This window comes from Thalassotalea sp. G2M2-11 (genome assembly GCF_017168195.1).
Classification (GTDB): domain Bacteria; phylum Pseudomonadota; class Gammaproteobacteria; order Enterobacterales; family Alteromonadaceae; genus Thalassotalea_E.
This window is the reverse complement of the sequence record NZ_JADNYL010000001.1, coordinates 1,097,382-1,123,252: the sequence shown is the minus strand read 5'-3', so window position 1 is coordinate 1,123,252 and position 25,871 is coordinate 1,097,382. Positions and strand designations below refer to the sequence as shown.

The window sequence follows — 25,871 nt, the reverse complement described above, 5'->3', positions numbered from 1 at the left end:
AACTATCTTTTCCATAGGTGCTGTTGATCTTTATTGTTTAACTTTTGTTCGAGAGAAAAGCGTTTTAATCACGGCGTGTGGATTGACGCTTAGTCATCTAAGCAAAGCGCCTCACAACAAAGAGTAAAACGCTTTGAACCGAACTTTTCTGGCAGTGTCATTTCTACTGTGATAGTACTTTATCATGTGAAACAACCACACATCAAAAGTGCTGCCTTGTATCAATCTCCAACAAACGGCTGCAAAAACAAACTTGAAAGATCTACAGCCCCTAGCTTATCTGATTATCTGGCGAGAAAAAATAGTTGAGATGAAGAAATTTAACTTTGTTGGCCTTGATAACAACAAACTTGATTACGACCTGAATTTTTTGCCTGATACATTGCCTGATCAGCAGCATGCAGTAGATCATCAAATTCAGCTTTGGTTGCTTGGTTACAGGCAACACCTGCACTAATAGTAACTGTTTGTGTAAGTTCTGAAAGCGGGTTTTGCTCTACTTTTTCTCGAAAGTGTTCGGCAATTGCTTTGGCTTCATCTAATTGGGTATTAGGAAGAATAACAGCAAACTCTTCACCACCTAGTCGAGCAAAAACATCACGGGTACGAATAACTTCTTTCCCTAATAAAGCAACATTTGTGATCACTTTATCACCAACATCATGGCCGAAATTGTCATTAATTTGTTTAAAGTGATCGATATCAAGCATGATCACACTAATAGCGGTGTTATCATCACACGCCTTATCAATCAAGGCGTCCCCTTGAGCAAACAAAGTACGACGATTATATAAGCCTGTTAAACTATCTGTTTTCGATAGTGAACGTAAAATTGAACGCACTCTAAACTGTCGGATTAAAATTAGCAGAAATATAATCACGGTGATCAAAAGAATATACATATTGCGATGCTGCGCAAATTTCTTCTTTTCCGCTTCTTTTATCTGCAAAGCTTTTAATTCATGTTGGCTTTTTAATAATTCATTTTCTTTTAATTTCAGATCGGTTTCATATTTTTCATTTAATTTGGCTAAACGTGCTTCTCTGATCTGCTTACGATAATCGTAATATTTTTTTAAATATAACTCTTTTTGTTTATACGCTTTTTCATAATCTTGCATCGCCGCATATTGCTCGGCTAACAGCAAGTGCACCTGAGAAAACTCAGGGGTAAACAATTGCGTTTTCGCTATTTTATCTTCCAAAGCCATTGCACGGTTAAGTTCGTCAATCACTCGTTGCGCACGATCACTTCCCTCAGGGATAAGCAACGCATTGATAATATGCATTAAATATCGTTCTGCACGATTGAAATTATCGCTAATCGCTTCAATTTTATTCAATACTTGCCGCGCTTGTTCAGCATCAGTTTTGCTTTGCTTAAGTAAAGAAAGAATTCTATCATTTACCGGCATCGGGTGAGCATCAGATAATAAATCAGATGTTTTCTCTCCTTGAACTTTATCTTGATTGAGCTTTTCTTCTGCCGATGGCATCGAGGCAGGAGCAGCAGCTGCAATGCTCGCTAAAAACGCTAAAATCAACAGCAATAGTGTATTAGCTTGGCAATTACGACTCATAACACACCCTATTTTTGCCCTGTTCTTTCGCCTGATACATCAATAAATCTGCTTGATTTAACATCTGATCAAAGTTGTTCTCTTTCGAAGTGGTTACCCCGATACTTACCGTCACATTTCGACCTAAAGTATCTGACCACGGATGTTGCTCAATCTTGACTCTACACTGCTCAGCAAAATCAATTGCCTGTGTAAAACTTGTTTCTGGTAGTAGAACAGTAAACTCTTCACCACCTAAGCGAGCAAATACTTGCTTATGGCTAACCAAACTCTGTCCTAATTGAGCTAACTGTTGTAGAGTTTTGTCTCCTGCTTTATGACCAAACTGATCATTGATGGTTTTAAATTCGTCTACATCAATCACTAGCACACTAAAGGGTTGCTGATATTGTTGCGCCTGTTGCGCATAAAGCTTGCCCAATTGCATTAATCGACGACGATTAGTCAACCCCGTTAATTCATCCGTTCTGCTGGCAAGCAATAAGTGGCGCTGCCCCTTTACTGTTTTCAGTAACAGCCACGCTAAAACCAAGGAGATAACCGCAAACATTGACATTAAAAATTGTCTGCTTTCCTCTTCCACTTTTGCTTCTTTTATCTTAAGTGCCTGTAACGATTCTTTCTGTGCTAATAGCTTGTTTTCAATATCTGCTTGCTCACTCTCATAACGCATACGAATATCTTCAACTTTATCAGCATTGCTTTTCTCAGGCAGTGATAAGGCAAATGTTACGTATTTATCTTGCGCCATATAAGCCTTTTTATAATCACCCAATTCTTTATATAGCTGTGCTTTTAAATAATAAACATCCAGCTGAGAAATGGTGGAGATAATTTTATGTTCATTATCTTGATATTCCCTTAATAATTGCTCAGCTTGTTCCATACTTGCTATTGCTTCTTCAATTTTGCCCAGTTCTCTAAATAAATACCCTCGTTCTAAGGCAAAACTGATTGGGATATCAGCTTGTTGTGCGTTTTGTGCGTATTGACTTGCCAATAACATATATTGATAAGCCGCTTCAGGATCGCTATCTTCTTTCTTTACTTGAGCCCATGCCATACCTGAGTAGGCATAAGCAATGAGTTCATCATTTCCCACTTGATCAGCGTTTTCTATCACTTCCTTATATAAAGGGATCGCTTTGTCATAATCTTTATTAACCGCGTAACCGGTTGCCAAATTACGTAAGGTTGTATAAGCGTAATACGTTTTACCTGCCTTTAAATAGTGTTCATATGACTTTTCATAATAGGCGAGTGATTTTTCATCTTGAACAATTAAACCATACAAGATGCCAAGCTCAGAATATACATAACCTAATAACTCATCATCTTTTAATTTCTGCGCTATCGACAAGGCATCATTGAACATAATTAATGAACGATCAAACTTCTCCACTAGATAATCCAACGCGCCTAAATTGATTAATCCGATGGCAACATTTTTGTTATCATTTAATGAATCAGCAATTTCCAAACCACTACGATAATCTTCTCTGGCTGCTTGATAATCACCTAAACTTTCAATAGCAAATCCCCGAGCGAATAATAACTCAGCCGTTTCGATACTTGGATTAGTTAACCGTCTGGCAAGCGATAAGGCCTTTGTCGCCACAGACTTACTTCTATGATACTGCGCTTGTTCTACATAGACCTCAGCTAACAGACGGTAAAAGGTAAGTTGATTTTCAATCGTTAATGCTGACAAATTTTTCATTTGAGCATCTAAAGCGAGAAAAGCTTGGCTTGGATTTTTATCTTGTAATGATTCAACCTCAGTCACGAACAGCTCAAAACTGCTATCACTAATTGCCTGTGCCGCATATAATTTACAAGATATTAACAAAAAAACACATGGAATAAGGCCGAGGATCAATTTGGTTAAATTGAACAGACCGTAGGGCAAATTACCTTCCTTTCATACTGACGATAATAATTATTATGTTTTTTCATCTGAAGAACCGACCCAGTATAAAACGATTTACTTAAAATGATAAAGCCTATTTTATATTTATTTGCTAAAACATTATGTTACAGAATGTTTACTGTTCGCTCTGTGCTTCATGCCAATAACTGGCTTCAATTTTGTTCCCTTGTTTATCAATAACAAAACAACCGTAATACGGGTCACCATATTCTTTTCTCGGCCCTGGCTCACCATTGTCTTTTGCACCAAGCGCTATCGCCATTCGATAAAATTCGTCTACTTGCGCTGTCGAACTTGCAACAAAACCAAAATGAACACCGTTACCGGAAGTTGCGGTTTGCTTGTCATAAGGAATTTGTACCCAAAACTCCGGATACCCTTTGCCAAATGCAATAGCATCTGGATAGTCACACACTAAATCAATATTGAGTATTGCTAATAATGGCTGATAAAAAGCTTTCGCTTCACTAAGGTCATTACAGCCAATTGAGGCATGACAAATGGAACGTAAATGACGGTGAGCAATCATGATATTATTTCCTCTCCAAGGTATTAAAAACGCATTATCTAACTGAGTAAATACGAATAAGCAATCATCTTAATCGCCCAAATAGAGATACACCATAGTTTTACGAGAAAAAGTGAGGCACTAGCTTCCCCCCTCATCAAGTTAACAATAATGAACAGCTCATTATTGGCAATAAATGCTATTAAGCAAAGGCAAAGTCCCAAAAAACCATCAAGCATAGTTACGCTGTCGACTTTATTAATCACAATCGGGGTTTTCATTGCATGAGTTTTACAAGCTGTAAAATAGGAGATAAAGACGAGAGCACTATCTTACATTGGGAGGGTTATTTCATTTTTTCATTCGGCCAAACCAAGGTAAATCGTGCACCACCAAGCTCAGGATCATTATCAACTCGTAAATCACCAGAGTGCAAAATTGCTACACGTCGAGCAATATAAAGTCCTAAGCCAAAGCCCTGATCTGATTGGTTATTTTTTTGCCTGACAAAGGCATCAAATAGATCAAGTTTGTCTGAAACAAAACCAGGACCATCATCAGCAATAGTGACTTTACAGACATTATTTTCTAACGATAAATCAACATTAATTGTTGATTGACTATAACGCATAGCATTAGAGATCAAATTTTGAATTGCAATAGAGATATGCTTGGCATCAAAACTAGCTCTGACATTTTGATAACTAAAATTTATCTGCACCTTGTCTTGAAAAATTTGATATTTCTCTTTTAATTTATCAACAAAAGGTTCGAAATAATGCTTTTTCTTATTGAAAATATTTTCTTTATTTTCAAGCTTGGCAAAGTTTAAGTACGCTGCGATCAGCCGATCAATTTCTTCAATATCTTGATCTAAGCGATCATGATAGCTTGGCTCTATCGTGTCTTTTAGTGCCTGATTAACAAAGCGCATACGCGATAATGGCGTTCTAAGTTCATGAGCAATAGTGCGAGACAAGTCTCGGTTCATCGTCAACAAATCCATGATCTGACGCGACATTTTTTGAAACGTCACTGCTAATGGGTAAATACTCGAACGCTGGCCAATATCTAAATTAATTGCTTGTGGTTTTTTACCAAACTTTTTAGCTGATTTAAGCAATTGATCCAGCTCAGAAAATAATGGCTTCAATAAGCCCAAAAACAATAAGGCCAGTGCACTATAAAAAAAGATCAAAAAGTAATTTTGAATATTGTCATCTTCGGGCTCTGCTGGCACAGGACCAAAAGCGACTAACTCATCGCCACGTAGTTGATAGTAAGTCCAAAAGCCAGAGCTTAACTCCAAAGGAATGATCTCACCTTGCTCAAGCTTTACTTGCAAATGCTCTGGCAGGGATAAATGCTCAGCAGGTACCTGATAAAAACTAGGTAATGTATCGCCTGTCGCTTGTAAGGCAAATAGCTGATTCACTGAAGTGTAATGTGTGGTATCTACGTCGCTCACTTCTTTAAAAATAGCGTTAAATGAGTAAAGTAATAAACATACAATAGCAATCATTAACACATATATTCGAATAAATTGCGTACGCATAGGGAAGTTACATTACTCTGAAATACTAAAAACGTAGCCTTGATTACGAATAGATTCAATCACTAACTCATCTAAACCGAGCAATTGCAATTTTTTTCGCAAGCGACTTATTTTAAGATCTGCAGCGCGATCACTGCCATCATATTCGCGTCCGACAATTTCCTGAAATAAAAAATCCCGAGGTAATGGTTGATTCAAGTTATTGACAAACAACCATAAAATATCAAATTCTTGATTAGTTACCGCTATTTTTTCTTTATTTTGCATTAATGATTTAGTGCGATGATCAAAAACGAAAGTGCCAAATTGCAAGACATCTGTTTTATCTGAAGTCTTGATCTTTTTCAGATTGGCTTTAATTCTTGCCAGCAATACAGAAGGATTTACTGGCTTAGGTATATAATCTACGGCTCCCGCATCAAATCCTTCGATTTGACTGTCATCATCCCCCAAGGCGGTGAGAAAAATAACAGGGCATTGTTGATGTTTAAATAAATCTTTGATCAGAACAAAACCATTACCATCAGGCAACATTACGTCACAAACAATAATGTCAAAGTGCTTCTCTTGTGCAATATGGCGAGCCTGTTTTGCCGTTAATGCAATGGACACATCAAAATTATTGAGAGATAAAAAATTTGCAACCAACTCAGCAAGTGCTAAATCATCTTCAACTAACAATAAATGAAAAGGTCGCGTTTGACTCATAGAAAGTTCCAACCAAAATTACGGCGCTTCCTTGTTTCCTTTCGTTTATACATCACTACATCCATTGTTGTATGCGCTATGACTGCATTAGAATGCTGCTCTTGCACTTCAATTTCAAGTGAATTTTCTGTTTTGACATCTACCTGCAATTGCAGTTGCTGTACTTGTTGATAACAGCGTCTAATGTGGTAAGTGGCAATGACAATACAGTAATCTGCAAGATGATCGGTATGATATTGAATATCTACCACCGTTTGACAGCGCTTTTCACCTTGGGCAACTACACAAATTTGGGGTGTCACTTGCAATGCCTTACCATTAGCAGCCAAGGCATTGTTGCCATAGGTAACTATGAAAAAGAAAAGGAAAAAATGTAGTTGCTGCAAATGCTTTTGTCTCATTAGCTAAAACTTATAATTTATCCCGGCCACTCCTTTTAAATAGCTATCCTTTTCTACTAATGGAGAAATTAACAACTGATCATCTAACCAGGTTTTCTTCACAGATATGACAAAATCCAAATGGCGAGTTAACTGATAACTAACTGCAATTTGTCCATAAGTGTTGGTAATACTGTCAAACGTTAATCCGGTAGAGGTTAAGTTCCCTATCTCATCTGAAGTTAAATCATAGTAATATTCGACTAAGGTGCGACTTTTACGTACCGCCCCCAGTTGCCAATTAAGCTTGACATGACCAAATTGGTAATAATTAAATAAACTAAAAGTTATTTCTTCACCATGATGCCCAACGCTAATATCTTTGCCATACACGAATCGAGCTTGAATATATTCATTTAACCACTGAATTGAAGCACCCGCCATATAGGAAAAGTCACGCTCAATGTCTGCAAAAACAGGTTCAACATAACCGGGTCTGAGTACATTTTTTCGAGGTACATAGTTACTGATATCTAAAAATGATAAGTTATCGTTGCCTAAATTAAATAACGCACCGTCTTCATTCAAATAGCCTGCAATATCAAAAAGCAAAGTATCTGTTTCAATTAAGCTATAACCTAAGGTGGTGTTATCAATATAAAAATTCTCACCATAATAGCTCCATGTAGGTAACACATACGTTTCCAAGCTATCACGCTCTTTTAATGGATTTTCAATCGCAGCATAGCCACCAAGTAAAGCAAAGCTCCACTCTCCTACGGAAGCTTCACCAATAGGTATATCATTTGTTTGTTGATTGGCGAAGGCTTGTTCTACACTCAACAACAGTGTAAACACGAACAAACCGATAAATTTAACTTTCATTGATCTTTACTTTACGCATAGTTATCCCTTAACACTAACAAGTATAGAGGTTAATGCAATGACTATTCACCTATTTGTACAAAATGCTACATAACAGATATTAAGAATATTCCCTGCCAACAATAAATGAATTTTTATTCAAAATACCGCATAAAAATACATAAGCAAGATTTAAAACTAGAACATATACTCAAATTTGTATCACAAAATTTCTATTCACTGACTTTTATCAATTATAAAAACACCCAAAAAAACAACCTTTAAATTATTGTTTTATATAAATTTTAACGAACAAGTAAATATAGACTCTATTTATTCCCTCAAAATCAAACATTATAATTTTGTACAAAACGCTACACGAATGTAAGTGATTATTACAGTTTTCTATTGCATAACTATAGACACCAACAAGGGAACTATAAAAACAAATCCCCTAGGTAAAAACTATTTTAAATGTCAGTGGAGAAAAACAAATGAGAGCACATTCGTTACTTAAAAAAGTTTCAATGATGTTTGTTGTCGTCGCAAGCTTATCACTTGCCACATCAGCAAATGCCATGAAATTAAAAAAACAAAACTTAAAACAACTAACTGATGCCTCACAAAGCATTATTGCTGGTGAAGTGATTAAAGTAACCGACGGTTTCGATAACAAACGTCCATTTACTGAAATCACCATCAAAGTCGACTCAGATGCCAAAGGTAAATTAAAAGAAGATTCAACCTATACGTTTCGTCAATTTGGTTTATTAAAACCACGTTCAATGGGTAACGGTAAAATTTATTTAGGTGTATCACCTGAAGGGTTTGCTAAGTGGAATGAAGGGGAACAAGTAGTCGCTTTCATGTACAAACCTGCATCTATCACCGGCTTCCAAACTACCGCAGGTATGGCGCAAGGTAAGTTTGTTGTCGATAACGGCAAAGTTGCCAACCAATTTGATAACAATGGCTTATTTGAAAATATCGATACCACTAACCTTTCTCATGAAGAAGTTAATTTAATGACAACCGTAGGTGCCGTAGATGCAAGCGCATTTATGAGCTTAGTAGGTAAGCTAGCAGGAGTACAACAATAATGAAATTTTCAAAAATTGCAGCAGCATTAACTTTAGCAACAATTTCTGTCGGCGCACTAGCGGGTGGTCCATTATACATTCATGAAAAATCCATGATGCCTTATAAATGGGATACATCAAAAGGCGCGATCCCAGTTTATACTGATGGCGGTATGCTAATCAAAGATAAAGACGGTAACGATGTACAAACTTTTACTGTCCTTGAAGCTGGAACAACATTTAATCAAGACATTACCCTACCCGACGGTACTGTATTACCTAAATATGTTGCACTAGATAGAGACTATACCTTCCTGACCATTGAGCAAGCTAATGCAGTAACGGCTCATGCAGTAAAAGAATGGTCTAATGTAGAAACCTCAACTTTTGAAATGACAGTGCAAGGGACTATTTTTGAAAAAACCGGCATTGCCGATGTTAACGCCGACAATGTTGACCAAATTTATGGCGCAGAAAACGGTTATGGTTTTTGGGTTAACTATGACACTGATGGCTCTATTTTAGAAAGCTATTTTGGTGTGCCTAGAAGCATGGTATTAGGTATTGCTTTTCCTGAATGGGCAGATGAAGAAACCGGTGAAATTATCGAAGCAACTGCGCTTATGAATGGTTGGTTCGTTGATGTTAGTGATACTGACGGTATGAAAGTCGGCGGTGTATTCACCCATGAATTTGGTCATGCCATGAATATGTCACATTCGCAAGCCAATGGTCATTTATCTTATATGTCTAAACCTTGGTCGCCACAATATGATGGTGTACCTGGTTGTGATGGTGTTACAACTTATACCAGTGGTAGACAAAGTGATGTCAACAATATCGAAACCATGTTCCCATTTATTGATGTGCGCAGCAACGCAGGTAAGGCTCAAGGCACAGTCAATGTACGTGACGACATTGTTAACCTTTCAGACCTGTATCCAACGGCTGACTATAAAGCTAATTATGGTTCTATTTCAGGCACCTTACGCACTAAAGAAGGCGTTGAATACTCAGGTATGAACATGGTAGCCCGTAACTTAGACGATCCATACCAAGACGTTATCACTCAACAATCCGGTAATATGACCCAAGGTATGATTGGCCCTGATGGTAAATTCACCATCAATGGTTTAACACCTGGTGGCCGTTATGCACTTTATATTGAAACAATTAAAGCAGGTGGTTATCCAACAGCGCAAACACCACTAGTTTCTGAAGCTGAATATTGGAATGAAGCAGAAAGTGCAAACCCAGGTACAGATAATGCGTGTGATTATTCAGAAATCGTAGTCGCAGGTGGTGAAACTAAAGAGCTTGAAATGTACTTCAACGGTTACACTGACGGCATCAGTTATACACCGTTAATTGGCGCTTTTGTCATGGATCAATCTAAAAATGGTAAACGTGCGCTAGGTACGACACAAGGCGGTATACCATTTATTTATGATTCCACTAAAAAGCAAATGATCGACACAGCAACCAATGCAGAAGGTTATGCATTACTTAAATCAACCACTGCCACTATGAATAAAACGGCAACCAAGGCTGCTGTACTTGCCGACTTTAACGGTAACGGCATTTCCCAAGGTGCAATTTGGGATATTAAAAATGACAAAATTACTCCATTAGAAGACTTAACGGGTAACACTTGTCATCTATCTAGCCAACAAGGTATATCTTCACACAGTATTTGGGATATAGACGATGTAGGCTCAACAGTCGTTGGTACCACTCGTTTCCCATATGATGGTAGCAATAGCTGTGCTGACGGCCAAGGGGCTGCTTCATATGGAATGCCTACTGTTTGGGACACCAAAACAGGTAAAGCTAAAGTACTTGATAATGGTATCGAAATCGTTGATAGAACTTGGGGAACAGGCAAAGAGGTTCTATTAACGGAAACAAACCGTCGTATCCCTTGGATCCGCGCAGATCGTGTATCTGGCAATGGTGAAACCATTACTGGTACAACGAATGGCTTTGGTCAAGTTGCTTGGGTTGACGGAAAACTTGTTGATACCAATGGCAAGTTTGGCGCAACTGATGGTTCTGTCATCTCTGAAGATGGTCGCTATGTTGCCTTTACTACGCTAAATAGTCGACGTGCAGCGCAAGGTGTTCATCGTTGGGATACTCAAAGCGACACACTTGAGAACTTAGGCAGCCTACGTTGGTGTGATGATGTGCCATTTATACAGCGTTGGACAAACTTCTGTAACTTCTATAATCACGATGAGTTAGTTGCATTAGGAGCTGGACTACCAAGAATGACGGTATTAGATGCTACAGATGATTTATCAATGATCACAGCACGTGCAGGCGGTGTCTTCAGTGGTGGTTATATCGGTGCTATCTATATGGAAGGCTTAGGCTGGATGTCAAATAAAGACTTTTTCGCTAAGCAAGGAGTAGTTGAAGCGAAAAACTTCCTAACTGACAACATTTTTGGCTTAAGTGCTAACGGTTCTGAAATGATGGCAGGTATTGCTGGTGCGGTATTAACCATAGATGTTGATGCCAACAAAGCCTTTGTTTGTGACAACGGTGTTGATATGGAACTAAGCTTCCCTAAACAAGTGGTTGAAGCCGTTAAGAAAGGTGCAGAATTTGGACGCTGTGCTCACATTAACGAGTAAGATCATCATTTGATTAATCTTAAATAATTAAAGCCCAATTAACTTTGGGCTTTTTAATTTCAACCTAATCAATTTACTCGCCCGTTAACGATTTTTGTAGTGGAGATCACCAATGAAATCACCTTACATTTTAGTTGCATTACTGTTACTAATGTCATCTGAACTCTATGGTAAAGGAAACTATAGTAAAGGGCTTTACGGCAATATGCTGACACAAGCCAAGACGATAGGACAAAAACAATCGTCCGTTAGACAAAACAGCTCAGTACCAGATGATATTCAGGGAAACTGGCAATTAGATAAACAAGCGTCATTAACTTTTGCTAAACAACTCCCGCAGTGGAATGAAAAACTCGCCAAGCTACTACCTAAGTTACTGACAATATATGCCAAAGAACGTAACCAATTATCTCATCAAGCGCTAATAGTAACCACTGGTGACAATGATGCCAAAATTTCTCTAGTGTTAAAAAGCGCTAACAACAAACAATATGAGTTTATCGGTTCAATTGAACAACAAACATTCCCGTTATCCATCTCTTTAGTCGACAACCAATATTTGCGTTTGCAAGCCCCTGAGTTATTTGGTTATCAATTTTTGCTATGGAAAAAAACAGAAGACTCATAACTCCCTAAACAAATAAATATAAAAATAGAAGGAAGAACGATGAAAAAATTATTTTTACTAACAGCATTATCTCTATCGGTCAGTGCTGGTATTAACGCTAAATCGATTGATTTTATTTATGATGCAGGTGCAAAAGCTAATATAAAGAAAATACACCAAGACGTGGCAAAAAGTGGTGGTACCCTTGTTGACTGCATTGAGGAAATTTCAGTGTGTAAAGTGTCATATCCATCAATTGATGCCGCACAACAATCTGGCTTAACACTTATTCCAGATGCCTCCGCATTTACTCCCAAAGTGGAAAAATTACCAACAGACGTCAATTTATTGGTCACTGAAGCCAACTACAGCAATCCCCCCGCAAGTGGCGATGATGATTTCTTTTTTGATCTGCAGTGGGGTCATCAAGCAGTAGGCGCAGTAGAGGCGTGGAATGCAGGTAACCGAGGTGCTGGTGTGCGTGTTGCTGTTATAGATACTGGCGCTGATGGTGCCCACCCTGATTTAGCACCAAACATTAATATTGAACTAAGTGCTTCTTTTATCGCTGGTGAAACTTGGGATTATGCAGGTACTGACATCAATAACCACGGTTCTCACACCGCTGGGACCATTGCTGCTGCAGACAATGGCTTTGGTACAATCGGTATTGCACCTGAAGCAGAGCTTGTTATTTTAAAAGCCCTATCTGCCGATACTGGTCGTGGTAGCTCTTATGCAACCATGGCAGCTATGGTATATGCCGCTAATATTGGCGCTGACGTTGCCAACATGAGCTTAGGCTTAGGCATCCGTCATAATGGCCTGTTTGATATCAATGGTACGCCATATGATACCTCTGATGACATTCGTTTTCAGGTCGGTGGTAAAGATGGTATTGCACAATTTATTAATACCTACAGCAAAGCGGCAACGTATGCCAAACAAAATGGTGTCACACTAATTGCTTCTGCAGGCAATGAAGCCACTGATTTAGATCATACTGACAGCTTAGTGAAACTACCTGCTGACTTACCTGCGGTAAATTCTATCTCAGCATTAGGCCCTCGCTTATGGGGAAAAAATCCGTCAACTTATACTGATCATTTAGCACTGTATTCAAACTTTGGTCAGTCAGCCATTGATTTTGGTGCGCCTGGCGGAGATTACATGAGTGCCTTTATGCCAGGGGGGCGTGATCTTTGTACCGTCGCTGGTATCACCAATGTTTGCTTCGCATTTGACTTTGTATTTAGCACAGGTAATGGCGGTTGGTATTGGTCAGTTGGGACTTCTATGTCAGCCCCTCATGCCGCTGGTGTTGCTGCATTAATTATTGGTGCCAATGGTGGAAACATGAAACCCGCTCATGTCGAAGCAAAATTACGAGAACTGGCATTAGATATGGGGAAACCGGGCAAAGATGACGTATTTGGTCATGGTAAGGTACAAGCGCCTAAATAAGCCTTTGCTCCCTAGGGCACGCCCTAGTATCTGTGTAAACTGAGTAAAAGGTGGTTTGTAGCCACCTTTTATCATTCACAGCTAACTCATTTTTGCTTTAATACGGATAAACGAGTAAGTGACTCATTGCAAGCGCTTTCATACCACCCTGCTTTTCTCGCTTATTTTTCACACTTTTTTAAATAGTTAGCTATATTTTAAGCAAATAACAATTTTCAAACTTGGAGAATTCTCTTGCCAAACCATCATAAATTATTGTCAACGATTGCAGCTAGCCTACTCGTCTTATCAACACAAAGCTTTGCAGAAGTATCTGTCACCATCACTGGCGCTTCTGATTATTTATTCAATGGTGTTTCTCAAACAGATGAGAAGCCTGCCTTGCAAGGCAGTATTGATTGGTCAAATAACGCTGGTTGGTATGCTGGCCTATGGGGGTCAAACGTTGACTTTGGCGATGATACTAATGCAGAAATTGATTATTATCTCGGATTTTCACAAAGTATTGATCAACATTTTTGGTACGATGTTGGAGTCGCCCATTATACTTATGTCGGTGGGGATAACAGCAGTGATATTAACTATACCGAACCTTACTTCGCTTTAGGATATCAAAATACCCAAATCAAGACTTGGTACTCTAATGATTATGCCGGCACCAAAGCTGCACATTATGTGCTGGCACTAATGCACAGTATTGAAATTTCAAAAGATCTTACCATTAACCTTCAAGTCGATCGTTCAACGAGTTTAGATGATGATCTCTTTGTTTGGGACGATAATGATGACAGTTACTTACATTATAAAACCGAAGCCGCTTTTAATTGGCAAGGCATTGACATTAGTTTGTCACTGGAAAAAACCGATTTAAGTTATGACGATGATATTAAAGTACTTGGTACGATTAGCTACACCTTCGGCTCATAAAACGCAGCGAAAAAAACTATTCATCTGTGACACATAACACGTAAGTAAAACTAAAAAGCAGGAAACAACCATGATATTTGAAGAAAAAAGTTTGTCATTAAAACTACTATTTGTTGTTGGTGCGCTGTTTATTTTAATGTCTGTTGGCTACATGGGAGTGACAACATATTCCTTATCAAATACTGAGAAAGTGATTGTCACCGATGTTGGTGAAGAAGTATCAAAGCAAATAGAAGACACACTCAGGTCAAAAACCGATGCCATTGCCGAAAAAATATCAAACTTATTTAGCGAGTCTTTTTCTGTACCTAATAAACTAGCCCAGCAAATTACCAGTAATATCGAAGGTGATATTGACCCCGCTTTATCACGCGACCAAGTAGAAAATATTGTTAAAAACACCCTTAAATATAGTGGTACTTCATCCATTTATGCCCAATTTGAAGCGAATGCCTTTGACGGTAGAGACGATGAATATAAGCAAGGCTATAAACATTCAGTAGCTGGTTACGGGAGCTTTGAGGTGTATTTTGTTAGAGAAAACAACGGCGAAATATCACAAGAGGTAGTTGAATCACCAGACGAAAAACACGATACCACACTTGATGAATATGGATTTAGAGCTGCCGAATGGTATCTTTGCGCCAAAGATAACAACGAAGCTTGTGCATCAAACCCATACAATTATGAAATCAGACCTGGCTACAGTGAGCTAATGACCAGCTTAGTGGTACCTGTTGTTGCCCAAGGGAGTTTTAGAGGTGTAGTCGGAGCAGACTTAAACCTGCCTATTCTGCAACAAATGGCAAAAGAGTTAAAATCTTCCTTGTACAAAGGAAACTCAAAGGTATTTATTGTTAGCCAAAGTGGTTTTTTAGCTGCGGCTACCGAGCATGAGGAAAGCTTAGCCAAGCCATTCAAAAAAGTTTTTGACAATAGCCAATCGCTACTTGCCCTGTCAGGGAAAGAAAAATCAACCATTATTGATAACTATCTCTATGTCGTAAGGCCGATTAAAATCAGTACCGCCAATGTTGAATGGCAACTTGTGGTTGGCATTGATGTCAATACTGCCATGCTGCCTGTTGATAATGTTTCCGCCATGATTTCTGATGAAGTCGATAATATATTACGTAATTCTCTTATTGTTGCCGTGATCTTAATTGTCATCGCATTACTGTTAATCCAACTATTTACCCGCAGTATCGTACGTCCAGTGGAAATGGTTGCCGATCGTATGAGCGAACTTGCTGGGCAAGGTGGAGACCTAACACAAGCAATAGAGGTTCAATCCCATGCTGAGTTAATAAACTTAAGCCATGGTTTTAATCAATTTAGGGAAAAAGTAAGAGGATTGTTAGAGCAAGCTAAACAGTCTGGTTATCACGTGATGGAATTAAGTGAAGAAAGTAAAGACAGTGCGCAAAAAACCCATCAACATATTTCGACCCAACAGTCAGAAGTCAATACCATAGTGACGGCGATCACAGAAATGTCAGCTACCGCTCAGGAAGTTGCACATACCGCATCTTCTGCTGCAGATAACGCCACCGCGGCAACAGAGTCGGTTAGAGAAACAGAATCAGAAGTTTCCGTTGCCGCCACACAAGCGACTGAACTATCAACCGAAATTGGAACCGCTTCGGAAGCAGTAAAAGCGGTCTCTGTGCGTAGTGATGACATAAAGAAAATACTTGATGTCATTGGTGTCATTGCTGAACAAACGAACTTATTAGCATTAAATGCTGCGATAGAAGCAGCACGCGCTGGCGATCACGGTCGCGGCTTTAGCGTTGTTGCTGATGAGGTGCGGGCACTAGCATCAAAAACGGCTGACTCTGTTGATGAAATATCCCAAGTAATTTCAGCACTGCAAAACGAAGTATCGACCACGGTCGATATCATCGAAAAAGGCAGTATCAAAGCCGATAATGCGGCTACCTGCTCAAATGGTGCTTTCGAAAAAATGCAGGAAACCGTCAAACAAATAGATGAAATCAATCAACATATTTTACAAATAGCCGCAGCGGCAGAAGAACAAAGCCAAGTTGCGGAAGAGTTAAATAAAAATATGGTCGTAGTAGGTGATGCGACTAATGAAGTGGCGATACTATCAGAAGCATCTGAAGCCAGCTCGATAGATATTCACAAATCAGCTCATGAATTGATCGAATTTCTCAATAAACTAAAAACCAGCTAATAGAACAATTAAGCCGCTAAAGTAGTCACTTTAGCGGCTTTACTATACTCATTCCAATATTTTACTCTATAAAAGAGATTAAATGGATACAGACAAATATGAATTAGTTGAATCTAGCTGTAACCGGTCTCGATGCCATCAAATTATACTGCGACTTCAACACTATCACCTTTTTCTTGTAGCCAATTTTTACGATCGCCACTGCGCTTTTTCGACAGCAGCATATCCATCAGCTCCATAGTAGTATCAAACTCATCAACCGTTAATTGCACTAGGCGACGAGTATTAGGATCCATCGTGGTTTCGCGCAATTGAAGCGGGTTCATTTCACCCAAGCCTTTAAAGCGTTGCACATTAACTTTACCGCGTTTTTTCTCCGCTTCTATCCGATCTAATATGCCATCTTTTTCATCTTCGTCTAGGGCATAAAAAACTTCTTTACCGACATCAATTCGATACAAAGGTGGCATCGCAACATAGACATGACCAGCTTGCACCAAAGGTAAAAAATGTTGAGTAAATAGCGCACATAATAACGTGGCAATATGTAAACCATCAGAGTCAGCATCAGCGAGTATACACACTTTCCCATAGCGTAGACCGGAAAGATCCTCAGTATCAGGATCTATGCCGAGCGCCACCGAAATATCATGGACTTCTTGCGATGCCAAAATTTGTCCTGAATCGACTTCCCAAGTATTTAAAATTTTACCTCGCAGCGGCATAATCGCTTGGTTTTCTCGATCACGTGCTTGTTTCGCACTACCGCCAGCAGAATCCCCTTCCACTAAAAACAACTCGGTACGTGCAATGTCTTGACTACCACAATCTGTTAATTTGCCCGGTAATGCTGGGCCTTGAGTGACTTTCTTTCGGACAATTTTTTTACTGGCACGTAAGCGACGCTGAGCGTTAGAAATACAAAATTCAGCAAGTGCTTCGGCTATTTCGGTATGTTCATTGAGCCATAAACTAAATGCATCTTTGACAACACCGGTAACAAACGCAGCACATTGACGAGATGACAAGCGCTCTTTTGTTTGACCGGCAAACTGCGGATCTTCCATTTTGACCGATAAAATATAAGAACACTTGTCCCAAATATCATCTGGCGTGAGTTTAACTCCCCGCGGCACTAAATTACGAAATTCACAAAACTCGCGCATTGATTCTAACAGGCCTTGACGCAAACCGTTGACATGCGTTCCACCTTGCACGGTTGGGATCAAGTTAACATAGCTTTCTCCGATAGACTCACCGCCTTCCGGTAACCAAGTTACCGCCCAGTCAACCGCTTCGTTATGGGACGTGAATGAACCTACAAACGGCTCTTCAGGTAAACTAGCATACCCTTTAACTGACTCTTTTAAATAATCACACAAGCCATCTTGGTAACACCACTGGTATTTCTTACCTTCATTTTTATCATTAAACTTAATGGTAAGCCCAGGACACAAAACCGCCTTTGCTTTTAATAGATGTACTAAGCGTTTTGCAGAAAACTTGGCAGAGTCAAAATAACTGGCATCCGGCCAAAACTTCACTCGTGTCCCTGTGTTTCGTCGACCTACCGTGCCAGTTTCGTGTAATTCTTCAACTTTTTCACCATGCTCAAACGCCATTTCATAGACTTTACTGTCACGGCGCACAGAAACATCAACTCGGGTAGACAAGGCATTTACAACAGAAATCCCCACACCGTGCAGACCACCTGAGAATTGGTAGTTTTTATTTGAAAATTTACCGCCGGCGTGTAACTTACAAAAAATGAGTTCGACGCCCGAAACACCTTCTTCTTTATGAATATCAATTGGCATACCACGGCCATCATCGATGACTTCTAATGATTGGTCTGTATCTAAAATCACAGAAATATTCTGTGCGTGTCCCGCAAGGGCTTCATCCACGGAGTTATCAATAACCTCTTGTCCTAAATGATTAGGGCGTGTGGTATCGGTATACATACCGGGACGATGTCTGACCGGATCTAAGCCACTTAAGACTTCAATAGATTCTGAATTATATTGTTCGCTCATAACTCTATTCTAATAATTATTATGATAATGAAAGTGTTAAACTACTGCTTTGTTTGCAATAGGGAAAAATGCCATAATTTTCGGCAGCATTTGCTCATAATGAATAAAACTATGATCGCCACCTTGTTGGACAATTAATTGGCTATCTTGATACTTATCGACTGCCTGTTGATAATCTAACACTTCATCACCTGTTTGTACCATCACCATATAACGTTTTTTTGAGATTTTTTCATTATATAGCGCTTGTAAGTCTGTCATATACTGATCAGTTACCTGATAAACCTCGCCAGTATAAGGGTTTTGTTGCTCACCAATATAGTCCACTAATAATTCAAACGGACGTACAGCCGGGTTAATTAACACGGCAGGTAAATCATATTTTTCAGCTAAATAGCTAGAAAAATACCCACCTAAAGATGACCCCATCACAAACCATTGTGCAGATGGAGCACTCTCAACAATGGCCTCTAGCTGTGCAATTGCCCCTTTTGGATTGAAAATAACCTGAGGGCAATAAAAAGTTATCTCAGGGTAATACTTTTCAATATATTGCTTAGTGCTTACTGCCTTTTGTGACATCGGAGAAGAGTTAAACCCGTGGATATATAAAATATTAATAGCTTTCATTAAAAACCTTTATCAGTTTTATCGCCGTTTGGCACATCATTAACAAGAAAAACCGCTTGGCTTGATACCTCTCCACTCGCACAAAGGGTAAAACGACGATAACCTGCACCTAAGTTAGCATTTGCTACGCCATCTACATGCTTGTTGAACTGAATCGACGTTGCAGGGCAAGTCCATAATGGCAGCTGCTGGCTTGATGTTGCTAGCGTTAGTTCCATCGCATTATGCACATGACCACATGCCAGCCCTTTTAGCTTAGGCATCTCAGCTAACCATGAATAAAATGCCATTTTATTGAGCAATCCATGGCGATCAATAAAATAATCAACATCGCAGGCATGGTGATGCATCATCATCATTTGCCACTTACCTTGCTCCTGCCGTACTTGTACCTTATTCATTTCATCAAGGGTAATAAAACCTGCAGGTGTATCACTTTTACTGTTTAACAAATGCAGTTGCCAATGTGCTAACAGCACCTGTTTTTGCTGACAAAACGGTTCGCCAGACAAATACTGATCTAACAAAGCCTGCTCATCATGATTACCAGCTAAGTAATATACTGGTATCTTTATCTGCGCTTGCGCAACTGCATCGACAAAGTTCTGGTAAGCATCAGGGCTATGGTCTTGCGTTAAATCGCCTGTAAAAACAATAAACTGTATATCTGCTTGTTGTGCTATATCAATTAATACATCACATAGATTTTGATAGACATTAGCACCATGATGCAGCGCACTCTTCTTAGCATAAAGGTGACTATCACTGATTTGTGCAAAAATAACCTGAGTTGATTGGCAACTTTCCAATGACATAACCTCTGACATATTTTAGACGTATTGCACTTTCGTTTGACCTAGTTGCAAACTCAGTTGTAACCACTCTTTTAAAAACTCATTAATTTGTTGTTTTTCATCAGGTAAATGCATTGATTGATTGGGGTAATCATAACGAGGTTTAATATACCTGATATCTTGATTACTGATCACTTCAGCCATTCTTGCATCATGATACAAACGGATGACCATTTTAGGACTAAAATATTCCGATAAATGATGCTCAGCAATGGTCGCATCTTGACGCATTGTGATTAACGAGGTGTAACGTGTGACTTCATCAACTACTATGGTATAAGACAAAAAATCAGAAATAAAATATTGACGTACATCACCTGCTTGCTCTTTATCTGCAAGCAAGCGCAACAGCATCATATAATTGACCTCACACAGGTTCATTAATGTTGATAATTGTGGCCGATAAACCGCCATGCAAATGCACCTAACCTTAAAAAATATATTACTTTTACTGGAACGTTTGATAGTTCAACGCTAACCATTGTAACCCAATTACAGTAGCAGCATTAGCTATTTTTCCCTGTGCCAGTAAAGTAAGTGCCTGCTCACGCCCCACCACATGCACTAAGATATCTTCACCTTCTTCCTCCAAACCATAGACACCACCAACCGACGAACTATCAACTTTAGCGACATATAAGTGGATAGCTTCACTCATGCCTCCAGGGCTTGAAAGGTACTTCATCACTTTTTGCACTTGTGATTGGTCAATATCAAGGTTGGCTTCTTCTTTTGCTTCACGCACAGCAACTTCAACGGGAGACTCTCCTGATTGGAACATACCAGCAATAAATTCAAGCATCCACGGGGTATCACCGGCACGAATTGCTCCGGGGCGAAACTGTTCGATTAACACTACAGCATCATTAATGGGATCATAAGGGATCAACACAACCGCATCATCTCGCTCAAACACTTCACGAGTAAGTTCTTTACTGCGACTGCCATTAAAACAACGATGAGTGAATCGATACTCATCTAACTTAAAAAAGCCCTGATAACAGGTCTTTTTTGCTAATAAAGTAAAGTCACCATGAGAATAACGCAGTAGCGATTGTTGGCTCATTCTGCACTCCAAAGTATGTCAAACAGGAAATAAGTGTTTCTAAAGTTTACATCCGCAATAGATTTAAATATTTTGTTACACTAGAATGCATAGGTAAACACTTATTATATTTAGCTTAATCTATCTTACGTGTAGCATAGCAACATAATAAAAATAATTTAGAATAAAAATAAAACAGAGAAAATAGCAAACTCAAGGAATTGCTTACCCATGAAAAAAACAATTACCTCTTTAATGGTTGGTTTTGCCTGTGCAACAGCCAGCACAATGACATTTGCTGAAGATCTACTGTCAGTTTATCAACAAGCCAAAGCCAATGACCCTGTGGTATTAAAAGCACAAGCGCAATTTAATGCGTCACAAGAAGGGATTGAACAAGCTCGAGCTTTATTGTTACCACAACTGTCGGCAAGTGCAACGCTATCAGCCAGTGAACGTGATAGCCAAAACTTCAACGCCGACTTAGGTGCTTTCGGTAGTAGCATTACCTCAAAAACCGATTCCACTAGCTATGGCGCAAATTTAAATATGCAATTGTATCATCACGATACCTGGTTAAAGCTAGACAACGCTAAAAAGTTAGCTCATCAAAGTGATATCAATTACCAATCAGCTAAACAAGAGCTAATTGTTCGTGTCACAAAAGCCTACTTTGATGTGTTGAGTGCTAAAGATGATTTAGCGTTTGCCAATGCAGAAATGAAAGCGATTGAACGTCAATTAGAGCAAACCAAACAACGTTACTCGGTTGGCTTAACAGCTGTAACTGCGGTACACGAAGCTCAGGCACAATTTGATAATGCCGTGACTTCAGTGATCCGAGCCGAAAACAGCGTATTTAATGCCGAAGAAGCGCTTAGAGAGATAACCAACGTTTATCCAAGAAACTTGAACCGATTAAATACCGAACGTTTTAGCGCCTCGCGTCCTATCCCAGATAGCGCGAATGAGTGGCAACAAACCGCCGAAGCGAAAAACCTAAATTTAATTGCACAAAAAATTAGTGTTGATGTTGCCAAAGAGAACATCAATATTGCCCGTGCTGGTCATTATCCAACGCTCGATTTAAATGGCTCATATGGAAAACAAAAATCACAGTCAGACTTTACAACTAATGGAATGACTCAAAGCTTTCCTGAGTCGCCTTACAATGACAGCCAATCGATTAGTGTCACTTTACGCGTGCCTATCTACTCAGGTGGAGCCATCAGCAGCTCAGTAAGACAAGCGCAAAGTAATTATGTCGCTGCGAGTCAAGACTTAGCCAGAACTCATCGCAGTGTCGTACGTAATGCACGCAATTCGTATAATACCGTTATTGCCGCAGTCTCTAGCATCAAAGCACTTGAACAGTCGGTTATTTCGGCAGAAAGCGCCCTAAAAGCCACTGAAGCAGGTTTTGAAGTCGGTACGCGTACCATAGTTGATGTGCTTGATAGCACAAGAAACTTATACAATGCCAAGCGTAACTTGTCATCAACACGTTATAACTACATTCAGTCAATATTAACGTTAAAACGTGCTGGCGGTACAATCTCTGAAAAAGATATTATGAGTATTAACCAAGGTTTAGCACCTAGCGAATAATCATGATTTAATCTCAGAAACATATTAAAAAAGGTGTCATTAGACACCTTTTTTATTACTGTCAATCAGTCAATGTTGTTCACGAGTCTTCCAAACGAATGGTATTAATAATTTCGGTAGTTGAGATCCCGTCTTCAAAATTTAATACTTTAACACTGCCGCCATTTGCTAACACTTCCTCGCCGCCAGCAATTTCTTCCACCTTATAATCGCCACCTTTAACTAAAATATCAGGAAGAATATTTGCAATTAATCGCTGTGGCGTATCTTCTGAAAAACTTACCAGCCAATCAACAGCTCCTAAGCCCGCTAGCACTGCCATGCGTCTATCAGCTGGGTTTACTGGGCGACCAGCACCTTTTAATCGTTTAACCGAAGCATCGTTATTCACCGCAACAATTAAGCGATCCCCCAAGTTAGCCGCATTTTGCAAGTAAGAAACATGGCCTGCATGCAAAATATCAAAACAGCCATTGGTCATGACAATTTTTTCCCCTCGGGCTTTTGCCATCTCTACTGCAATTTTTAACTGTTCTTCCGAGACCACACCAAAGCCGCTTTCCTGACCGGTATGCACAGCATTTAATATTTCAGCTTCGCTAACCGTTGAAGTGCCCAACTTACCGACCACAATACCTGCTGCAATATTTGCTAACGCACTTGCTTGTGGGTAATCAGCTTTTGCTGCAACCGCTAAAGCAAGTGTTGCAATTACCGTATCTCCGGCACCTGTAACATCGTATACTTCTTGCGCTTGAGTCGGTAGATGAAACTCTTCATGATCGCGACGTAGCAAGGTCATGCCATGTTCACTTCGAGTCACTAAAATAGCGTCTAGTCCAAGCTCCTCCAACAATTGCTGACCTTTAGCCACAATCGCCGCTTCATCCGAACACTCACCAACAATAGCTTCAAACTCTGCCATATTTGGTGTTAACACACTAGCCCCTGCATATTTAGTAAAGTCGCTACCTTTAGGATCGACCAGTACTGGCACTTGATGCTTTCGGGCAATTTCAATCAGTACTTGCACATCGGATAATGTGCCTTTGTCATAATCGGAAAGCAAAATGACATCATGCTGTGCCACTAAGGTTTCTACTTTTGCAGCCAAACTTTGCTTTTCAACCGCTTGTAATGATTGTTCAAAGTCAAGGCGGATCAACTGCTGATTTCGACTCATGACCCGCAATTTAGTGATGGTAGGTACATCATTATGTGGAATAAACTGGCAATTGATATCCATAGCTTGAAGATGAGTAGCAAGCGTATTGGCGGCTTCATCACTTCCGGTGATACCTGCTAATGTCACTTTTCCCCCAAGTGAGGCAATATTTAACGCCACATTGGCAGCACCACCAGGTCTATCTTCATCTTGATTAATTTTTACCACTGGCACAGGTGCCTCAGGTGAAATGCGCTGCGTAGGCCCATACCAATAGCGATCTAACATGATATCGCCAACCACTAAAACGTTTGCTTGATCAAAAGCGGGAATATCTACTTTCATCCTGTGCCTCTATCCAGATATAATAAGCTAAGTGTATCACATCAAATTCAATGAGTTGACATCCTCCCGTGAGTAAAAACAAAGTTTTACAACCTAATTTTAAACTATCCTTTCTATTGCCTAAATATTGGTTAACTTGGCTTGGTGTTACCATTTTATATTGCGTTTCTTGGTTACCTTACCGTTTTCAACTGTTTTTAGGGCGACAAATCGGCAAATTATTACTGCTCATTGGTTCAAGCCGAAAAAAAGTAGCCGAGCGTAATTTAGCGCTGTGCTTTCCCGAGATGTCAGAAAGTGAACGTCAACGCATCCTGAAGACAAACTTTGAAAATACCGGAATCGCCCTATTAGAAACAGGCATGGGATGGTGGTGGCCTGAGTGGCGTGTCAAACGCAAATGTAAAGTAGTTGGTCTCGAACATTTAGAGCAAGCCCAAAAAGAAGGCAAAGGCGTACTTTTACTTGCGATGCATTATTTAAGCGCTGAAATTAATTGTCGCGGCATTGGCACAGGACATCCGATGGTGGTGTTTTATCGCCCGCATAACAATCCATTAATGGAGTATTTTCAATATCGCGGCCGAGGTCGTTCTAATAAATACATGTTAGGGAAAAAAGACGTCAAAGGCTTGCTTAAAGCACTAAATGATGGTGAAAGCTGCATCTACCTGCCGGATCAAGATTATGGCCGTAATAGAAGCTTATTTGTGCCCTTTTTTGCCGTCCCAGATGCAGCGACAACCACAGGCACATTAATCTTTGCTAGAAATAAAAATACCTATAGCCATATGCTAATACCGACACGAAACGATGATGGCAGCGGTTATACCTTAGAGATAAAACCAAGGCTTGAGAACTTTCCCACTGGGGATGATATGGCTGATGTGATCAGGGTTAATCAAGAGTTAGAAAAAGCAATTCTAGTCAAACCTGAGCAATATATGTGGTTACATCGTCGTTTCAAAACTCGGCCAAACAAATCGGATCCATCATTGTATAAATAAAAAGTTTTCAGTATGGTATATACTAAATCTATATATTTTTAGTGGAACGCAAAAGCTAAGCTCATGTTATTTTGGATAAAAAACATTATCTTTCTCATGGTTTTGTTGGCCTTGGCTTACTATTTAATCGCCAATGAGGAAGAGTTATTTGGTTCAACCACTAAAGAAGAAATGATCACAGCTCCGGTAAAAGAAGGTGATGTTGCCACAATAAGCACTGAACCTAAGTTAAATATTAAACAAGACAACAAAGCTGCTGAGGGTTTATCACGTTTTTATGCCAACCTTCGTGGTACCGACGAAGGTTCTGGCCCGCGTATTCGAAATAACATAGTCTATCTCCCTGAGCCACAAGGTGAATTAATCGATCTACTTGAAGCAAAACGATTAACCACTCGCCCTTTACGTAGCAACTGGAAAGGCACAAAAGCAAACCGTCCATTTCGACAGGGCTATACCTTGCACCAAAAGCTTAGAGAATACGCCGAACAAGATGGTATAGATATTATTTGGCGATTAAATCGAGATTTTGTCATCAAAAATCCCTTTCGAATTGATAAAAATATTATCGATACCGCCTATCAAATAGGCCAAGCCATTTCAGGTCACTTCCAAGACGGACTAAAAACTTTCTTCTGTAATCAACAACGCACGATTGTTTTTATTGAAAAAGAATCTCAATATTTGGAAGAAGAATGCATCCTTCTTCCACTCAAACGACGTTGATGATCTCCCAGTTT

At 39.5% G+C, this 25,871-nt stretch carries 22 protein-coding genes; 9 read left to right on the top strand and 13 right to left on the bottom strand.

The genetic code is table 11. The features are described from left to right. Positions 1 to 320: 320 nt before the first annotated feature. From IV514_RS04820 to IV514_RS04790, 7 genes are all read right to left on the bottom strand, one after another. Positions 321 to 1,580: a GGDEF domain-containing protein gene (locus IV514_RS04820; RefSeq protein ID WP_206483765.1), complete on the bottom strand. Its 1,260-nt coding sequence runs from the start codon at positions 1,578 to 1,580 to the stop codon at positions 321 to 323. Beyond that, on the bottom strand, positions 1,570 to 3,366 hold the full coding sequence (locus IV514_RS04815; RefSeq protein ID WP_206483764.1) for a tetratricopeptide repeat-containing diguanylate cyclase: 1,797 nt from the start codon (positions 3,364 to 3,366) through the stop codon (positions 1,570 to 1,572). The genes IV514_RS04820 and IV514_RS04815 overlap by 11 nt, the downstream gene beginning before the upstream one ends. A 259-nt stretch (positions 3,367 to 3,625) precedes the next feature. After that, positions 3,626 to 4,039, bottom strand: a complete 414-nt coding sequence (locus IV514_RS04810; RefSeq protein ID WP_206483762.1) for a VOC family protein — start codon at positions 4,037 to 4,039, stop codon at positions 3,626 to 3,628. A 325-nt stretch (positions 4,040 to 4,364) separates the two neighbouring features. Next, on the bottom strand, positions 4,365 to 5,573 hold the full coding sequence (locus IV514_RS04805; RefSeq protein ID WP_206483761.1) for a HAMP domain-containing sensor histidine kinase: 1,209 nt from the start codon (positions 5,571 to 5,573) through the stop codon (positions 4,365 to 4,367). Between the two features lie 12 nt (positions 5,574 to 5,585). Beyond that, entirely contained in the window at positions 5,586 to 6,281 is a 696-nt protein-coding gene (locus IV514_RS04800) for a response regulator transcription factor (RefSeq protein ID WP_206483760.1), read from the bottom strand. Further along, positions 6,278 to 6,682, bottom strand: a complete 405-nt coding sequence (locus tag IV514_RS04795) for a DUF3019 domain-containing protein (RefSeq protein WP_206483758.1) — start codon at positions 6,680 to 6,682, stop codon at positions 6,278 to 6,280. Before IV514_RS04795 ends, IV514_RS04800 begins: the two co-directional genes overlap by 4 nt. 3 nt (positions 6,683 to 6,685) lie before the next feature. After that, positions 6,686 to 7,546: a MipA/OmpV family protein gene (locus IV514_RS04790; protein WP_206483756.1), complete on the bottom strand. Its 861-nt coding sequence runs from the start codon at positions 7,544 to 7,546 to the stop codon at positions 6,686 to 6,688. A gap of 473 nt (positions 7,547 to 8,019) precedes the next feature. Between IV514_RS04790 and IV514_RS04785 the strand changes: the two genes are divergently transcribed. From IV514_RS04785 to IV514_RS04760, 6 genes are all read left to right on the top strand, one after another. Next, positions 8,020 to 8,625 (top strand): hypothetical protein, encoded by a 606-nt coding sequence (locus IV514_RS04785; protein ID WP_206483755.1) that lies wholly within the window; start codon positions 8,020 to 8,022, stop codon positions 8,623 to 8,625. Then, positions 8,625 to 11,243 (top strand): hypothetical protein, encoded by a 2,619-nt coding sequence (locus tag IV514_RS04780; RefSeq protein WP_206483754.1) that lies wholly within the window; start codon positions 8,625 to 8,627, stop codon positions 11,241 to 11,243. Before IV514_RS04785 ends, IV514_RS04780 begins: the two co-directional genes overlap by 1 nt. Before the next feature lie 112 nt (positions 11,244 to 11,355). Beyond that, on the top strand, positions 11,356 to 11,871 hold the full coding sequence (locus IV514_RS04775; RefSeq protein ID WP_206483752.1) for a hypothetical protein: 516 nt from the start codon (positions 11,356 to 11,358) through the stop codon (positions 11,869 to 11,871). A gap of 39 nt (positions 11,872 to 11,910) precedes the next feature. Further along, a complete protein-coding gene (locus IV514_RS04770; RefSeq protein WP_206483750.1) occupies positions 11,911 to 13,314 on the top strand; it encodes a S8 family serine peptidase in 1,404 nt (467 codons plus the stop codon). Between the two features lie 234 nt (positions 13,315 to 13,548). Further along, positions 13,549 to 14,241, top strand: a complete 693-nt coding sequence (locus IV514_RS04765) for a TorF family putative porin (RefSeq protein WP_206483749.1) — start codon at positions 13,549 to 13,551, stop codon at positions 14,239 to 14,241. A 70-nt stretch (positions 14,242 to 14,311) separates the two neighbouring features. Beyond that, positions 14,312 to 16,441: a methyl-accepting chemotaxis protein gene (locus IV514_RS04760; protein WP_241242170.1), complete on the top strand. Its 2,130-nt coding sequence runs from the start codon at positions 14,312 to 14,314 to the stop codon at positions 16,439 to 16,441. Between the two features lie 143 nt (positions 16,442 to 16,584). Here IV514_RS04760 and parE read toward each other — a convergent pair whose 3' ends face one another. From parE to IV514_RS04735, 5 genes are read right to left on the bottom strand one after another with little or no spacing between them, the layout of a single operon-like run. Next, entirely contained in the window at positions 16,585 to 18,477 is a 1,893-nt protein-coding gene (parE, locus tag IV514_RS04755; RefSeq protein ID WP_206483748.1) for a DNA topoisomerase IV subunit B, read from the bottom strand. A gap of 36 nt (positions 18,478 to 18,513) precedes the next feature. After that, positions 18,514 to 19,107, bottom strand: a complete 594-nt coding sequence (locus IV514_RS04750) for a YqiA/YcfP family alpha/beta fold hydrolase (protein WP_206483746.1) — start codon at positions 19,105 to 19,107, stop codon at positions 18,514 to 18,516. Continuing rightward, positions 19,107 to 19,922: a metallophosphoesterase gene (locus tag IV514_RS04745; protein ID WP_206483745.1), complete on the bottom strand. Its 816-nt coding sequence runs from the start codon at positions 19,920 to 19,922 to the stop codon at positions 19,107 to 19,109. Before IV514_RS04745 ends, IV514_RS04750 begins: the two co-directional genes overlap by 1 nt. A gap of 15 nt (positions 19,923 to 19,937) precedes the next feature. Then, a complete protein-coding gene (locus IV514_RS04740; protein ID WP_206483743.1) occupies positions 19,938 to 20,375 on the bottom strand; it encodes a DUF1249 domain-containing protein in 438 nt (145 codons plus the stop codon). 34 nt (positions 20,376 to 20,409) lie between these two features. Next, positions 20,410 to 21,027: an NUDIX domain-containing protein gene (locus tag IV514_RS04735; RefSeq protein WP_206483742.1), complete on the bottom strand. Its 618-nt coding sequence runs from the start codon at positions 21,025 to 21,027 to the stop codon at positions 20,410 to 20,412. Positions 21,028 to 21,237: 210 nt separating this feature from the next. On the opposite strand from IV514_RS04735, the gene tolC reads away from it, so the two are divergent. Then, positions 21,238 to 22,614, top strand: a complete 1,377-nt coding sequence (tolC, locus tag IV514_RS04730) for an outer membrane channel protein TolC (RefSeq protein WP_206483741.1) — start codon at positions 21,238 to 21,240, stop codon at positions 22,612 to 22,614. A 79-nt stretch (positions 22,615 to 22,693) separates the two neighbouring features. Here tolC and hldE read toward each other — a convergent pair whose 3' ends face one another. Then, on the bottom strand, positions 22,694 to 24,124 hold the full coding sequence (gene hldE / locus IV514_RS04725) for a bifunctional D-glycero-beta-D-manno-heptose-7-phosphate kinase/D-glycero-beta-D-manno-heptose 1-phosphate adenylyltransferase HldE (RefSeq protein ID WP_206483736.1): 1,431 nt from the start codon (positions 24,122 to 24,124) through the stop codon (positions 22,694 to 22,696). A 68-nt stretch (positions 24,125 to 24,192) separates the two neighbouring features. On the opposite strand from hldE, the gene lpxL reads away from it, so the two are divergent. Both lpxL and IV514_RS04715 read left to right on the top strand, forming a co-directional pair. Further along, a complete protein-coding gene (gene lpxL, locus IV514_RS04720; protein ID WP_206483734.1) occupies positions 24,193 to 25,131 on the top strand; it encodes an LpxL/LpxP family Kdo(2)-lipid IV(A) lauroyl/palmitoleoyl acyltransferase in 939 nt (312 codons plus the stop codon). Positions 25,132 to 25,194: 63 nt separating this feature from the next. Continuing rightward, complete coding sequence (locus tag IV514_RS04715) at positions 25,195 to 25,857, top strand: TcpQ domain-containing protein (protein ID WP_206483730.1); 663 nt, start codon at positions 25,195 to 25,197, stop codon at positions 25,855 to 25,857. Positions 25,858 to 25,871 lie beyond the last annotated feature (14 nt).